We start from the raw sequence: 14980 nt of genomic DNA on the forward strand, positions 1-14980 counted from the left end.
TTATTTGTATCCTCGAACAGACAATTCCAAAAATATAAGGAGTCTCTCTAACTTTATGAGATCTCCTCTCATACAGCAAATTCATTATTGTAACCTGTGATGGCAGCAGTTTTTGGTATGCAACATAACATCTTGCCTATGATAGTCAAACGCTGTATTTTCCTAGCGTATTTTACTTTAGGGATAAGATTTAGTTGCGTCTAGTTGAATAGATACTATTATCTGCTGCCATGCTTACAATAATAATTTCAGATTTTCACAAATTTCGTGTTACAAATCACTCATATTTTCCGTATAATTACTGTAAAAGCTAAGGGGAAGAACCTCCGATAAATAAAATATAAAGGCACAGTATTAATTGTCTTACAGTTACTACTCCTCATATCAGTATCTAATAGTTACGGATAATAAATAAAATAAAGATGAGTACCGCCATTAATAGATTTAATCGTTTAGTATGGTCTGTAGCTTTTTCACATACCTTGATAGTTTCATTCTGTCTTCTTTGTTAGACCAGTTCAATACATATGGGATATCCTTTTTATCAATTTCTCCTGTAGCTATTCCAATTAGTATTCGTTTATCTTCTGGTGAAATATCTTTCATATTTTCCAAATCCATTAAAATGTTAATATCGTCATATTGGTTTTTATTATCTTTATGCTTTTCTAATTCTTCTTTAGGTTTACAATTCCAATCGTCTTTTCTTTTCTTTGCGTTATAATAATCCCTTAAATCTAGTGCCTCACATTTAAGCTGAACATAAAGGTTATCAATAAATGGCATGTTAATGTTATACACTTTATCAGAAACACCATCAAGCATATTATAAAGATGTACTTGAAAGTCGCTAAATAATTCGTTACTCTCCAAATGATACATTTTAGCAAATATTTTAGCCCATCCCTCCACTACTCCATCTTGATTTAGAAGTAGTTCATAAATTGGCTCGTATTCTTTTGCTCTGTATAATTCCTCAACTTTAATTATAATTTCCTTACTGCACTTTTTGTAATTACTCCTCATTATTGTTTCTCTAAAACATTCAAATGAGTTAACTGGAGTCTCCTGTAAGCTTCTGTTGACTATACCATTCTTTCTGCCGTTTCCTCTTATACACAATTGTCTTTTTGACATATTATCACCTTTCCTATTCGCTGATTGTTATAGTTCTCTGCAAAAGCGATGTAGGAATTTTTGATAGAGTGTGACATGACTTTGAATGGTAGTTTTTGTAATATCAAAAAGTATAATAAAAAGAAGCTAACAGTAATTCACTGTCGGCTTCTAAATTAACTTTATAAATAATATTCGACTAGGTAAGATTTATATAAGCCCACAACTTGTTTTCGGACCAAATCATCTCATTTAATAACACCTCTTTATCTCCAATAACCATAACCCTCTTGCCCTCTTTTGTACTTTTGATAATTACATTATTAGTTGCATAATGAAACAACCTATGATGGTTAGGGCAGAGAATTACAACATTTTCTGGTGATTGCGAGCCTCCTTGTGATAGTGATTTTATATGGTGAGCCTCACAGTAATAATTTCCGTTGTCTATTAGAAAATTATAGCCACATACTTGACATTTATAGTCATGTTTTTTCTTTAGTTCTTTAACAATTCGTTGGTATCTTTTTATTCTGTTTATTTTTTCTTCTTCTGTCTGATTATCTGGGAGATCTACATCCTCCAAATAATCCCTCTGAATTATCAAGTCTATTTCTTCATCATAAGTACTTGGGTTAGTATCTGAATATTTCTCTTGACTTGATTTAACATCAATACTATGAACATATGAAATAGTTGGTAAGATATCTTCCAGATTAAATAATTTATATAATGTGGTTTCCATTTTCACCTTTACACTTTCTACAAGCTAAATATTTTTTTCCATCTTCTTTTAGCTGTACTAAAACCCATTCTTCACTTACAGCTTCCACCAAACTACCACAAAAAGGACACTTTACTTCTGGCGTTCCACCTTTTTTAACTATATACTTTCTATCAATTTTTGTGTCACCATAAAAGAACTGATGTATTTTCTTGTTAATATTTTCTTTACTATAAACGTCATCCATAAGGTTATAAAATTTTTGGGTAGACTTTTCTGTTAATTTTAACACAGTAAAGATATCCATACCTTTATCAAGCATTTCAACAATTCTTCTGACAGCAAATATTTCTCCTGATTGACTACCTATAAAGTCTTTCATTATTTTTAGAAAGTTGCCATAATCCGGAGAGTTACTTCTTTCTTTTTCAGATTTAATATAAGGTACGCCATTATGCTTTATAAATAACTTGTTTTCTTGTTTTGAATAAAGTTCTAAAATGTGATCTCTGACTTTTAAATAACTCTTAAAATGTTTAATCAGTTCATAATCAAGAGGTAATTCGAAACCATTAACCATTATTAGTTCATTTTCTAAATCCAAATCATTTAGCTCTAATAAGACCACTGTCAAATCTTTAAGGGCGAATTTAAGGATAAGCATAACTGGTAAAACTGAAACAAATCGATGGTACTTTTGTATGTATTTCTTAATTCCTGTTTGTTCACCCTCATAGTATTCATTTACTTCGTCATAAATTTCAGTTATATCATATGTATTTAAATATTCATTCAAACCATTGGTAAGTAATTCATATTGTTCATCGGTAGCTATATCTTTGCTTTCTGTCTTTCTCAATCCAGCGATTATCTCTTTGTATCTAAATATAAATTGATTATACAGCTCATAATTTGTAAAAATATCGTTCCTTATGCCATAATTATCTGATAAGAACTTAAAAAAATCTATTAACTTTGCAATATACGTGTTAGCAGTATTCTGGGCAGTTATACTACTATTAATAATATAGTAGCTAAGGCTTTCAATAAGGTCATCAACAGTTAAAATTGTAAAATAGTTATTGTCAAATTCATTGTTATCATTACCGCACTTTTCAAATAAGTACTCAATAAACACCTTAAGCTTTGTATTTTTGTTTTCCTTACTATAATCATATAAATTAAAATCAGCCATTATCCACCACCATCTATTTTCAAACCATTATATCACAAATTATTCCAATTGAAAAGGAAGCTAACAGCTAAAATCCGCCAACTTCCTCTAAATACATACTTCTATTATTTGCTTATGTCGACTACTTTTTCGTTTCTAACAGTTTTCCCTCGGCTTCTCGCTTTTCATATGGATACTCCTTTGAATGACGTTTCAATTTGTCCAGTAAGACCCAGTTCTTTCAATCGTCTACAGAGAGTAGCCTTGCTTACCCCTGTGTATTCACAGATTTTACGGACGGACATTTTCTTCTCCTTGTACAGCTCTATAGCCAGCTCTAGGGGCTTACTATTCTTCTTCGGTCTACCCATAGGCACTCCACGCTTAATAGCCATAGCTCTGCCCTCTTTACAGCGTTCTAGCAGCAATCTACGCTCAAACTGTGATAGTCCAGAGAACACGGTCAGCATAAACTCCCCAGATGGGGAAGCAGTGTCCAGCCATGCCTCATTCAAGGACTTAATATAACAGCCCTTTTCTGTAATCTGTGCTACTAGCTCCAGCATATCTCTGGTAGAACGTGATACCCTTGTCAGCTCTTTTACAATCACAGTATCCCCAGCCTGTAACTCTGATAACATTTTCTGTAGCTCCTGTCTATCCATCTTAGTTCCTGCAATCTTTTCTTGATAGATAATCTCACAGCCAGCTTCCTGTAGTGCTTCAATCTGACGGTCAAGGTTCTGGTGGTCTGCCGATACTCTGGAGTAACCTATCTTTCTACCAGTTACTTTGATTTCTGTTTCTGATGTTTTCTTCTTCATTCTCCGTTCCTCCTACATATCCACTAGATTGCTAACGCATTTAAAGGGCTTGTTCTAGCTCCTATTTCTACAGTAGTTACACTTTCCATTGATTGTAGATATATTTTCGTAACATCTATCTTGCTGTGTCCTAACAATCGAGAAAGAGTGTATAAATCACAGCCATTTTAATTGTGTTTGTGCATAATAGTGCCTTGCCGTATGTGGGCTGATACGAATTTCCTCTCTGACATTACAAGCTGAACCACATTCAAGTATAATCCTCTCTACTGTTTCAACTGTAAGGATTTTACCTTTTTGAGATAGAAATAAATACTCCGTGTCATATCCTGTCTTGTCTTTAATGTAATTTTCTCTAACCCTAAGATATTTTAACAGATACTTATTAATCGAAGCTGTGATAGGAACGTGACGTATCTTTTTCCCTTTACCCAGTATATTTATATAGATTGTGCGAATGTCTGACATCTTAAGATTACATAATTCTGAATTACGGATACTAGAGTCAAATAACATTATTAAGATGAACTTATTGCGTATATCTAAGAAGCGTGAACCATTGTAGTACCTAATCATATCTTTAACTTCACCGTCATTAAAAGTACTTATAAGATTTAGTGGCTGTTTTTGACTTCTTACTCTGTCAACTGGATTGTCTGTAATATATCTCTCATTAACACAGTAAGTAAAGAAAGCACGAAAGCATTTAATCAATCCGTTAATGTAGCTCTCTTTCAATCCCTTATCAGCCAGATAATTTACATAAGCTTGAATTACCTTATGGCTTACTTCACATACCTCTGTTAACTCGTATTCTACCTCAATGTAGCGGAAGAAAGATAGATTATTATTCTTGTAGCTCTTTGTTGTTCGTTCTGACAACTTGCGTAGTTTACAGTCGAATAAAAATTCCGTTAATACCTCTTGTAACGATAGTTTCTCTTTGAGAGATTTAGACATAAAAATAACCTCCATACATTCCGCCAGTGACGGTGTACAGAGGTTCTAGTAGTATATGCTATTACAGTTTTCAAAATGTCCAGTACATCATCACTGGGCAATAAATCACTGTTAAATCACTTTGTAAATCATTAATAAATCGCTTCAAATACCGATAAATAAAGGCTTCCAGACTTCCAACCTACTCATCCCAGTTATGATATACTTCCTGCACATCATCATCTTCATCCAGTAAGTCCAGAGTACGGTTCATCATCTTAATATCCTGTTCATTGGTCAATGCTACCCAAGTTTGGGGAATCATAGTTACATCTGCCTGCACCATAGGTATTCCAGCCGTTTCTAAAGCTTCACGAACAACGCTGAAGGAATCCGGATCAGTAAGCACTTCAAAGCTGTCTTCTTCCTCAGCGAAATCTTCTGCGCCGGCATCAAGAGCAATCATCATCAGTTCATCTGCTTCCAGACTGCATTCTTCCTTATCTATAATAATCTGACCTTTTTTATCAAACATAAAGGATACACAGCCAGGAGTTCCAACATTACCGTTTCCTTTTGTAAATGCATTTCTTACGTTGGAAGCTGTACGGTTTTTATTATCGGTAAGCGCTTCAACGATAATAGCTATACCATTAGGTCCATAGCCTTCATAAGTAACTAACTCATAATTTACTGCGTTTGCATCTCCGGCTGCCTTTTTAATACTTCTATCAATGGTATCATTAGGCATGTTATTGGATTTTGCCTTCGCTATTATGTCTTTTAAACGGCTGTTACTGTTAGGATCAGGTCCGCCTTCTTTAACAGCTACTGCAATTTCTCTACCTAATTTAGTGAATATCTTTCCCTTGGCAGAGTCGTTTTTTTCTTTTTTATGCTTAATATTGGCAAACTTGGAATGTCCTGACATATTCTTTCTCCTTTTACGTATTTCTTTAAAAAATTGCTGTATTATATTTTCTGATACAACTACGTGGTAAAATAAATCCACAGTAGATTATTTTACCACGTTGCTTTTCATTTTACAAGCTTTTTGAGTTTATGAGTTTGTTTAATTTTTCCATAACCCCTACAGTTTCTTCTGTCGTTTTAATAACGCACATTACGGTATCATCGCCTGCGATACATCCCATGATTCCCTGTATATGTAATGCATCCAAAGCTGCAGCTACCGCCATTGCCATACCGGATACAGTTTTAACTATAATTATATTCTGCGCCATATCCATTGACAAGAAACCATCCCTTAAAACACGTACATATTTTTCACTTAAACCGGTTTCTGTATTATTTAGAACAATGTATTTTTGTCTTCCGTCATCTACTGCAACCTTCGTTAATTTTAATTCACGTATATCTCTGGAAATAGTTGCCTGGGTAACATTATATCCTGCCTTAGTCAGCAAATCCGCTAATTCTTCCTGTGTTTCAATATCGTGCTTATTAATAAGCTCGATAATTTTACTTTGTCTTCCAACCTTCATATCTATTCTCCGCCTTGTCCGATTTTTGTTCTAAGAATTCCAAAAAAGCCCTTTTGGTTTATCTTTACCAGTTTGGTTTCTTCTCTTGCCTGATTTATTGTAATCATATCATCCGCTCGAAGTAAAAATGCCATCCTACCATCAAAAGTGGCAATCGCTTCATCTTCCTGGGTCTTCTTACTTTCATTGATTTGTACTCTTATTTCATCTGTTGAGGATACCACAATACTTCTTGCGCTTAAAGTATGAGGGCATATGGGTGTTATAACTACCATTTTGGCATCAGGTTTAACCACCGGTCCTCCGGCCGACAGATTGTAGCCTGTAGAACCTGTGGGTGTGGATATTACTACACCATCACCGCGATAACGGTCTACCAGTTCATCATTAATATATATGCTAACACTAATTATTCTGGAAAATCCACTTCTTGTAATTACAATATCATTTAGTACAACTCCGCTGTCTACTTCCTCTTTATCTCTGGTTATGCTTCCTGTAAGCATCATTCGTCTTTCAAAACTGCATTTATCCCTAAATAACGCATCCAGTGCCTCATAAAGATTGTGTTTTTCAATTTCCGCTAAAAATCCAAGGGTTCCTAAGTTAATTCCAAGTATGGGAAGCCCTTTATCCAACAGATCATTAGCAGCTTGTATAATGGTTCCGTCACCACCAACTACGATGGCACACTCCGTATCTGGCTCAATTACCGTTGTATCCGTAAAATGATTGTTACAGCATATGGGGTCTTGTCCATCTAGAAGTTTACAATTCTTTTTGTTTTTTTTCATGTATTCCACTATTTTTGTGGTTATTTCCAGATTAATGTCCTTATCCCGATTTGTAATCAGACAAAATTTATCCATTTAGTGCTCCTATATATTGCATACTTGTATATTCAATACTCACTAAGTCAGCCTGAATTTAGTGAGTTTCTGAAACATTTATTCTGTAAAACAGTTAAAATTCTCTGTAAAAACTGACTATTAAATGTTTAATTATACAATATCACTGCTATTGTATCATAAAGGATATATTATTACAAGTTTAAACTGGTATGAGCCAGCCGTACAATCTGGGCTATAAATTCGGTCAATACTTTCATATTCTCATTACATACATATTCTTGGGCTTCCGCTAAGGTCAACTCTTTTTCTTCTTTGGAGCGTTCATCTGCCTTTTGAATATGTAATAAATATTCAATATTGCCTTCCGGTCCTTTTATTGGTGAAAAATTAAGGTTTAATATTTGAAATCCTAATCCTGCCACATATGTTGTTATCTTCTCGATTACTTCTCTATGAACACTTTCCTCTCTTACTACCCCTTTTTTTCCTACCTTCTCTCTGCCAGCTTCAAATTGAGGCTTTATTAGACAAACAATTTCTCCTCGATCCTTAAGCAGATTTCTTACAGGTAATAATACTTTCGTTAAAGAAATAAAAGCTACATCAATTGATATAAAATCGATTGAATCCTGTATTTGTGACGATTCTAAATATCGGACATTTGTTTTTTCCATGGAAATTACTCTCTCATCCTGTCGAAGCTTCCAAGCAAGCTGATTCGTTCCTACATCAACAGCATATACTTTTACGGCACCGTTTTGCAGCATGCAGTCAGTAAATCCCCCTGTAGAAGAGCCTACATCCATACAGATTTTGCCTTCCAGGTTAAGATTATAATGCTCAATTGCTTTTTCTAGTTTGAAACCACCACGACTTACATATTTCATGGCAAGTCCTTTAACCTCAATCTGCACACCATCTGCAAAGGTACTGCCGGCTTTATCCTCTCTTTGACCGTCAACAAATACATTTCCAGCCATAATATAGGCTTTCGCTTTTTCTCTGGATTCAGCCAAATTTCTTTTCACTAGTAAAACATCTAAACGTTCTTTCACGGTTCCCTCCATATGCAGACATTACTTGCCGGGAAGGTCTGCAAAATCAACTGCTAAATATTCACTGCTGATATTTAAGCGTTGCTATTTATAAATTCTAATATTTTTAATTTTATAGATTCTGAATCCATACCTAATTTTTCCTTTAGAACTGCTACATCTCCCTGTTCAATAAACTGATCCGGCAAAGATATATTTAACTGGTTTATCTCACGGTAATTATGTTCCATTAAAAAGCCAGTTATTCTTTCTCCAAAACCACCTAATTTAACATTTTCTTCTAATGTGACCCAGCTTCCATGGTTTACTGCCAGTCTATGGAGTAATTCCTCGTCAAATGGCTTAATGAATCTCATGTTTACAAGCGTAACTTTATGCCCTGACCCTAATAATGCACGGCTCACGTTTTCCGCTGTCTCAACCATACTGCCTACTGCAAGTAATACAATATTCTTCTTGTTCGCCTGGCTTTTGCCCATCTCTTTTAATTCCTTTGGCAAAGACTCTGATATTTCATATATAATCTCACCTTTCCCATATTCTATGGGCTGTTTATACTCCTTAAGTCCCTGATAAGCCTTTCCTCTTGGATAACGTATAGCTATTGGTCCTTGGAAGCTTCCTGCATATATCAGCATTTCCTTAAGCTCCCAGGCATTTTTAGGCGCAACAAAAGTCAAGGAAGGCATATGAGATAAATAGGATATGTCAAATATTCCTTGATGTGTCTCACCATCGTTACCAACCAGACCCGCTCTGTCAATAGCAAATACAACAGGTAAATTACTGATGCATACATCATGCAGAATCTGGTCATAGGCTCTTTGTAAAAAGGTTGAATATATAGCAACAAAAGGCTTCATTCCGCCTACTGCAAGACCGGCAGCATAAGTAACTGCATGTTCCTCTGCAATGCCAACATCAAAGAAGCGTTCCGGATAACTTTTCATAAATTTGTTTAAACCGGTACCGCTTGGCATAGCTGCTGTAATAGCAACGATTTTTTCATTGCACTTGCCAAGTTCTGTTATTGTATCTGAAAATACCTCCGTATAAGTGGTATCCTTTTTGCTGTTAAAGTTTTCTCCGGTTTTTACATCAAAAGCTTCTACTCCATGAAATTTACTTGGATTTTGTTCTGCTGGCTTATAGCCTTTACCCTTTTTAGTAACTACATGAATCAATACCGCTTCCTTAACTTTGGAAGCACTAGCAAATGCTGTCATTAACTGGTTAATATCGTGTCCGTCAATTGGACCGATATAAGTAATCCCCATGTCTTCAAACAGCATTCCAGGTATTACAAGACGCTTTAAGGAATCTTTGGATTTTTTTAATTTATCCATAATTGCATTTCCGATTCCCGGTATCTTTTTTAAAAAATTCTCCACAGAGCTTTTAAAATTATTATATTTTGTATCTGTCCTTAGCTGACCTAAGTAGTTAGCCATTCCACCAACATTTTCCGATATGGACATGTTATTGTCATTTAATACAATTGTGAGATTTGAGTGCAACCCTTCCGCATTGTTTAATGCTTCAAAAGCCATACCACCCGAAAGAGCTCCATCACCGATTACTGCAACCACACGATAATCCTCGCCACTTAGTTCCCTTGCATTTACAAGTCCCATAGCTGCTGAGATAGAAGTAGAACTATGACCCGTATCAAATGCATCACAGATACTCTCCTTCTTTTTTGGAAACCCGCTTAGCCCCTCATAGGTTCTTAAGGTGGTAAACTCCTTTTTTCTTCCGGTTAAAAGTTTATGGGTATATGCCTGATGTCCTACATCCCACACCAGCCTGTCTTTAGGAAAATCCAAGTACAAATGCAGTGCCATAGTCAACTCTACTGCTCCCAGATTTGAAGCTAGATGTCCTCCAGTTTTACTGATATTTTGAACCAGAAATTTTCTTATTTCAGCTGCTAGTTTTTTGTATTCAGCAGAATCTATCTTTTTTATATCATTAGCCTGATTTATTTCATCTAAGATATGTGTCAAAACTTCACCTTCATTTCATTTAGATTGCCCTTCGGGTATACCAGACTATTTTTCTCTGGTTATCAGCTTTTGTATAAGGTTCTCAAAAAATAAATTGTTTCGTTTCAAGACAGTAAATCCCTCTAAACCTCTTTTAGACAATTCTTCAACCTTTTGCTTTGCTGTTTCCATACCCACAACCGTCACATAGGTTATCTTCTCATTCTTTTCATCACTGTGTACAGGCTTTCCAAGGACTTCCGTAGTCGAAACAATATCAAGTATATCATCCTGTATCTGAAAAGCCAGTCCAATATCAGCCGCCATCTGCTTGGTAATGGAAACCTCTTTTTCATCTGCTCCGGCTAGTATTGCTCCTATCATCATAGAAGCTTCCATTAGTGCGCCTGTTTTTAAATGATACATTTCTTCTATTTTATACAAATTATCAGAATCTGTTTCAATTATTCCTTCCATATCGATAACCTGACCACCAATCATTCCATAGATGCCTGCTTTTTGTGCTAATATCGATAACGCTTTTGCTGTCTTTTCAAGTTCTGCTGTCCTTTTAAATGACAGACAGGCTGTTTCAAAGGCAAGGTTTAGCAAACCGTCTCCTGCTAATATGCCCATTGCTTCGCCATATACAACATGCGTGGTTTTTCTGCCTCTTCTATATTCATCGTTGTCCATAGCTGGTAAATCATCGTGTACCAGAGAATAGGTATGAATCATCTCCATGGCAGCTAAAAACGGTTCTATTAATTCCGCATCCTTGCCTCCAAATAGATAGTAAGTTTCCAGCATAAACATAGGTCTTAGTCTTTTGCCGCCTGCTAGTATACTATAGTTCATTGCTTCAAATATTTTTTTCTGCTTTTTTTCTCCCCTCGGCAGATACTTTTTTATGACTGTTTCAAGATAAGATGTCTTATCCTCCAGTTCCTTGTTAAAGTCAATAGGATTCATATTCCACCTTTACAAGCCACTTAAAGGCTTAAATCATAACGTGGCAGCCCTTTCATCTATTCTTCTGCTTTTTCGCTTAGTACAATTAATTGCTTCTCTACTTTATCTATCGAGCTATTGCAATACTTTAACAGTTTCATACCTTCCTGATAGAGTTCAAAAGAACTTTCCAGGCTTATATCTTCCTGCTCCAGCTTAAGTATAATTTCATTTAATTCCTGGAACGCGGTTTCCAAAGTTTTTTCTTCTTTCATATGAACTCCCATCTGTGTGCTTGCACACATTATAATCAAGATGTTAAAAACAGCATTTGTTTTTAACCCTATGTTCTATCCTTTTTTACGATTTCATTTACAGTCGCTTTAATATCACCATCTGTAACACTAATATTTATCTGTTCACCAATCGCAGTTTTTTCCAGCCGGTTAATAACCTTATTCTCTTGATTTAATACAAATGAATACCCTTTGCTTAATTTCTTAAGCGGAGATAAACCGTCCAGTTTCTCTGCATATATTTCCATACTGTGTCTTTTTCTTGTAATCGTCTGTTTCAGAAATCGGTTTAAATTCTGTTCTATGTCTATCAGTTGCTGACGTTTTTGCCTTACCTGATAGATAGGGCTGGCATATTCTAAACGCATTAATAATTGTTTTAATTCGTTGCGTGCAAGATTCATCTGCCGCTCCATATTCCGGTTTAGAGAACGGTTCATATTCTCTAACTCATAGAAAATCCCCCTAATATCCGGAACCGCAAGCTCTGCGGCAGCAGAAGGAGTCGGTGCTCTTAAGTCAGCAACAAAATCAGCTATCGTAACATCTGTTTCGTGACCAACCGCAGATATAACCGGAGTTTTACAATGGTAAATTGCACGGGCTACAACTTCTTCATTGAATGCCCATAAATCTTCAATAGAACCGCCGCCTCTGCCAGCTATAATAATATCTACTCCCATACTATCCAGCCTCTTAATACCTGCGGCTATGGTGACGGCAGCACCATCTCCCTGTACCTGTGCCGGATATAGGATTAACTGGACATAAGGATTTCTTCTGGTTGATATATTAATCATATCCTGTAGGGCAGCACCTGTTCTTGCTGTTACAATTCCAATTTTTTTAGGAAATAATGGTAGTGTCTTCTTAATGGAGGGGTCAAATAATCCTTCCTGTTCCAGTTCTGCTCTCAGCTGTTCATATTTCTGATAAAGTATCCCGGAACCATCAAGAACAATTTCCTTTGCATAAAGCTGGTACTTTCCATCTCTTTCATAAACACTGATTTGACCCAATGCTATGATACTTTGTCCTTCTTTTAACTGGAACTTAAGCCCGCTTCTCTGACCTGCAAACATAACACACGCCATCTGACCTTTATCATCCTTTAAAGTAAAATAGATGTGACCGGAGGTATGATACTTGCAATTGGATACTTCACCCTTTAAATATATATTATTTAAGACATAATCCCTAACAAACATATTCTTAATATACGAATTCACCTGAGTTACTGTGTACACCTGATTCATTGGTACCAACCTTTCCGCTGTACTATAATGCTATAAGCTTACTGTTACTAAATACAATGTCGCAGGCAATCCAATTATTGGAGTTGTCATTATAGCACTGTCATTGCAGTTTTATATTACTAAACTACCTTTGCCAATACTCCGTTAACAAAAGCACCTGAAGAATCTCCTCCAAATATTTTAGCAATTTCTACTGCTTCGTTAATTGCTACCTTATCCGGCACTGTTTCGTCGAATTTTATTTCAAATATAGCAAGCCTCATAATCGTCAAATCAACTTTACCCATGCGGTTTAACTTCCATCCGCTGGAGGCTTCCTCTAAAATCTTGTCTATCTCTGAAATATTTGTAAGAATGTTTTGGAATCTTTCTTTTAAATATAGTAAATCCTTTTCCTTAGGTTCTTCTAAAGATTCAAAATATAAATCTATCTGTTCATTCATTTCAACTTCATCATGAAAATCCTTACGGAATAGCATTCTAAATAGATGTTCTCTTATTTCTCTTCTGCTCATTATTAAATCCAATGTATATCACAGGTTGCCCCGGATACTGCCACTTACATGCCTAAAAGAATGAAAATGTGGCTTCCTTTCACTTTATAATTTTCTTTCGGCGATACTACTGATAAACACATAAACAACCCTTAAATAGCAATTATCTAAGGGTTGCATAGGATTAGACACTATTCGGTTTGTCTTATTTATTCTTATCTATATTTACACCTGAAATACGCACATTAACCTCAGACACAACCAGTCCTGTCATATTCTCAATGGCTGCTTTTACTTTTTCCTGCACCTGCTTGGAGGTATTTGGTATACTGTAGCCATACTCCAAGGTCAGGGATAAATCTACTGCCACGGAATTAGAACTTACAACAATCTTTACACCCTTAGAAAGAGTTTTCATTCCCAGTTTGCTAACCAGTTCATTGGTAATATTACTGGACATAGCAGCAACACCTTCCACTTCCGTGGCTGCAAGCCCAGCTATAGTAGCTACAACCTCATCAGCTATCTGAACCTCTCCTATGTTACTGTCTGCATGTATTTGATAAGTATTTCTATTATCTTGCTCCTTAACCACTTGTTATTACCTCCTAAGTTTACACAATGCAATCCTATGTGTACCATAAATAATGCTTATAACCCTTATTATATCAAACTTGTTCTTATTTGCAAACCATTTTATGCATAATTTTATAAACAAGACCCTGCCTGACTTTAGATATATTATTGCCAATTCACAGAAGGTAATTCTTCCTTTTGTATATTAGAGCATATTGTATGCCAAATCTGCTTGCAGCTATAGCATACATTAAATCAATGTATAAACATGCCTTTTCCTCTTATTAATACTAGCATCAATAAAAAAGCAGAAAAATTCTGCTGCATTTTTAGCTCTTTATTTTAATGCCAATAAATACAGCAGAATCTGCTACACTTTACTATATGTAAGTCGCATTTCAAAGTAAACCTTTATTCTTCCTATTCTGTTGCAACTACAGGCGCTATTACTATATCTTTTGCTTCAGCACCTGTGTTTCTTTTTACGATATCCGTTATTTTAGCTACATCCTGCTCTGTCAAGCTGGTAGCATTAATAACTACATCCACACCATTTTCACGAATCGTTACTAATGCATCACTAAAGCCTTTTGCTTCAAGCAGCGTCTCTGTTGCATTTTCTTGTTCTGCAATCGTAGTCATACTTATCATCTTATTAATCGCTTCTTCTTTTGATGCCTCTGATAAATTGGTATTGTTGATGATTGCTGTAAGCTGTTCCTGATTCTTGGCTCTTAATTGTTCTCTTTCTAATAGTTTAGAGGCAAAGAAATCCGGGGTTGTAGTAGTACTCACAAGCACTGCTTCACCAGGAGCACTTGTTTCTTCTTTATCCTCAGTATCCTCTTTCTTTTTATCATCAGTTACAACTTCCCCTTTATCAGTAACTTCATAGGTTGCTACCTCTTCCGTATCCTTACTGCCATCTGCGGTTTCTTTACCTTCTTCACCTTTTGCAGTTTCTTTTGTATCTGTCTCGCCGTCTGTAGCAATATCCAGCTCCTTATCACTTATAAGGCTGTCATCCAGGGTAAATAAATCACTTTTGGTAACATCATCTCCCATAGTTTCTGCAGTCGTATCGTAATCCAACACTTCACCTGTACCCACATCTACAACGTTCTCATCATGATTCCTTTCAGAAAAATTCAGATACCCTGCAATCGCTATCATAATTGCCAGAGCCGTTATGATGATTTGATTTTTCTTAAATATATTTTTCATACTGTCCTCC

16 protein-coding genes are annotated in these 14980 nt (G+C 35.7%); all 16 read right to left on the reverse strand.

Features of this window, described 5'->3' with window-relative positions; genetic code table 11:
* Window positions 1-444: 444 nt before the first annotated feature.
* The 16 genes from acsn021_RS16370 to acsn021_RS16445 all read right to left on the reverse strand — a co-directional run bounded on the left by acsn021_RS16370 (window position 445) and on the right by acsn021_RS16445 (window position 14970).
* On the reverse strand, window positions 445-1137 hold the full coding sequence (locus acsn021_RS16370; protein WP_184093482.1) for a hypothetical protein: 693 nt from the start codon (window positions 1135-1137) through the stop codon (window positions 445-447).
* 178 nt (window positions 1138-1315) lie between these two features.
* Complete coding sequence (locus acsn021_RS16375) at window positions 1316-1861, reverse strand: HNH endonuclease (protein ID WP_184093483.1); 546 nt, start codon at window positions 1859-1861, stop codon at window positions 1316-1318.
* The gene (locus acsn021_RS16380) at window positions 1842-3035 is read right to left on the reverse strand and encodes a hypothetical protein (protein ID WP_184093484.1); all 1194 of its coding nucleotides are present in this window, start codon (window positions 3033-3035) and stop codon (window positions 1842-1844) included. The genes acsn021_RS16375 and acsn021_RS16380 overlap by 20 nt, the downstream gene beginning before the upstream one ends.
* A gap of 164 nt (window positions 3036-3199) precedes the next feature.
* Entirely contained in the window at window positions 3200-3838 is a 639-nt protein-coding gene (locus acsn021_RS16385; protein ID WP_184093485.1) for a recombinase family protein, read from the reverse strand.
* Between the two features lie 156 nt (window positions 3839-3994).
* Window positions 3995-4798, reverse strand: coding sequence for a tyrosine-type recombinase/integrase (locus tag acsn021_RS16390; RefSeq protein WP_243167903.1), 804 nt, complete (start codon window positions 4796-4798; stop codon window positions 3995-3997).
* 181 nt (window positions 4799-4979) lie between these two features.
* A complete protein-coding gene (locus tag acsn021_RS16395; RefSeq protein ID WP_184093486.1) occupies window positions 4980-5708 on the reverse strand; it encodes a YebC/PmpR family DNA-binding transcriptional regulator in 729 nt (242 codons plus the stop codon).
* A gap of 112 nt (window positions 5709-5820) precedes the next feature.
* A complete protein-coding gene (gene argR, locus acsn021_RS16400; RefSeq protein ID WP_184093487.1) occupies window positions 5821-6282 on the reverse strand; it encodes an arginine repressor in 462 nt (153 codons plus the stop codon).
* Between the two features lie 2 nt (window positions 6283-6284).
* Entirely contained in the window at window positions 6285-7151 is an 867-nt protein-coding gene (locus acsn021_RS16405) for an NAD(+)/NADH kinase (RefSeq protein ID WP_184093488.1), read from the reverse strand.
* A gap of 173 nt (window positions 7152-7324) precedes the next feature.
* The gene (locus acsn021_RS16410) at window positions 7325-8188 is read right to left on the reverse strand and encodes a TlyA family RNA methyltransferase (RefSeq protein ID WP_184093489.1); all 864 of its coding nucleotides are present in this window, start codon (window positions 8186-8188) and stop codon (window positions 7325-7327) included.
* A gap of 74 nt (window positions 8189-8262) precedes the next feature.
* The gene (gene dxs, locus acsn021_RS16415; protein WP_184093490.1) at window positions 8263-10194 is read right to left on the reverse strand and encodes a 1-deoxy-D-xylulose-5-phosphate synthase; all 1932 of its coding nucleotides are present in this window, start codon (window positions 10192-10194) and stop codon (window positions 8263-8265) included.
* Window positions 10195-10239: 45 nt separating this feature from the next.
* On the reverse strand, window positions 10240-11136 hold the full coding sequence (locus tag acsn021_RS16420; protein ID WP_408626160.1) for a polyprenyl synthetase family protein: 897 nt from the start codon (window positions 11134-11136) through the stop codon (window positions 10240-10242).
* 65 nt (window positions 11137-11201) lie between these two features.
* Complete coding sequence (gene xseB / locus acsn021_RS16425) at window positions 11202-11399, reverse strand: exodeoxyribonuclease VII small subunit (protein ID WP_184093492.1); 198 nt, start codon at window positions 11397-11399, stop codon at window positions 11202-11204.
* A 68-nt stretch (window positions 11400-11467) separates the two neighbouring features.
* Window positions 11468-12676, reverse strand: coding sequence for an exodeoxyribonuclease VII large subunit (gene xseA, locus acsn021_RS16430; RefSeq protein WP_184093493.1), 1209 nt, complete (start codon window positions 12674-12676; stop codon window positions 11468-11470).
* Window positions 12677-12795: 119 nt separating this feature from the next.
* Window positions 12796-13191, reverse strand: coding sequence for a transcription antitermination factor NusB (gene nusB / locus acsn021_RS16435; RefSeq protein ID WP_184093494.1), 396 nt, complete (start codon window positions 13189-13191; stop codon window positions 12796-12798).
* Window positions 13192-13375: 184 nt separating this feature from the next.
* Window positions 13376-13765, reverse strand: a complete 390-nt coding sequence (locus acsn021_RS16440; protein ID WP_184093495.1) for an Asp23/Gls24 family envelope stress response protein — start codon at window positions 13763-13765, stop codon at window positions 13376-13378.
* Window positions 13766-14166: 401 nt separating this feature from the next.
* Complete coding sequence (locus acsn021_RS16445; RefSeq protein ID WP_184093496.1) at window positions 14167-14970, reverse strand: SpoIIIAH-like family protein; 804 nt, start codon at window positions 14968-14970, stop codon at window positions 14167-14169.
* Window positions 14971-14980 lie beyond the last annotated feature (10 nt).

The sequence above is a fragment of the Anaerocolumna cellulosilytica genome, assembly GCF_014218335.1.
In the GTDB taxonomy this organism is placed as follows: Bacteria; Bacillota; Clostridia; order Lachnospirales; family Lachnospiraceae; genus Anaerocolumna; species Anaerocolumna cellulosilytica.

Bases quoted from the DNA above. Each gene is read 5' to 3' on its own strand.
- xseB (WP_184093492.1), bottom strand. From the start codon at position 11,399: ATGAAAGAAGAAAAAACTTTGGAAACCGCGTTCCAGGAATTAAATGAA.
- acsn021_RS16445 (WP_184093496.1), bottom strand. From the start codon at position 14,970: ATGAAAAATATATTTAAGAAAAATCAAATCATCATAACGGCTCTGGCA.
- argR (WP_184093487.1), bottom strand. From the start codon at position 6,282: ATGAAGGTTGGAAGACAAAGTAAAATTATCGAGCTTATTAATAAGCAC.
- acsn021_RS16395 (WP_184093486.1), bottom strand. From the start codon at position 5,708: ATGTCAGGACATTCCAAGTTTGCCAATATTAAGCATAAAAAAGAAAAA.
- acsn021_RS16380 (WP_184093484.1), bottom strand. From the start codon at position 3,035: ATGGCTGATTTTAATTTATATGATTATAGTAAGGAAAACAAAAATACA.
- nusB (WP_184093494.1), bottom strand. From the start codon at position 13,191: ATGAGCAGAAGAGAAATAAGAGAACATCTATTTAGAATGCTATTCCGT.
- acsn021_RS16390 (WP_243167903.1), bottom strand. From the start codon at position 4,798: ATGTCTAAATCTCTCAAAGAGAAACTATCGTTACAAGAGGTATTAACG.
- acsn021_RS16405 (WP_184093488.1), bottom strand. From the start codon at position 7,151: ATGGATAAATTTTGTCTGATTACAAATCGGGATAAGGACATTAATCTG.
- acsn021_RS16375 (WP_184093483.1), bottom strand. From the start codon at position 1,861: ATGGAAACCACATTATATAAATTATTTAATCTGGAAGATATCTTACCA.
- acsn021_RS16370 (WP_184093482.1), bottom strand. From the start codon at position 1,137: ATGTCAAAAAGACAATTGTGTATAAGAGGAAACGGCAGAAAGAATGGT.
- acsn021_RS16385 (WP_184093485.1), bottom strand. From the start codon at position 3,838: ATGAAGAAGAAAACATCAGAAACAGAAATCAAAGTAACTGGTAGAAAG.
- xseA (WP_184093493.1), bottom strand. From the start codon at position 12,676: ATGAATCAGGTGTACACAGTAACTCAGGTGAATTCGTATATTAAGAAT.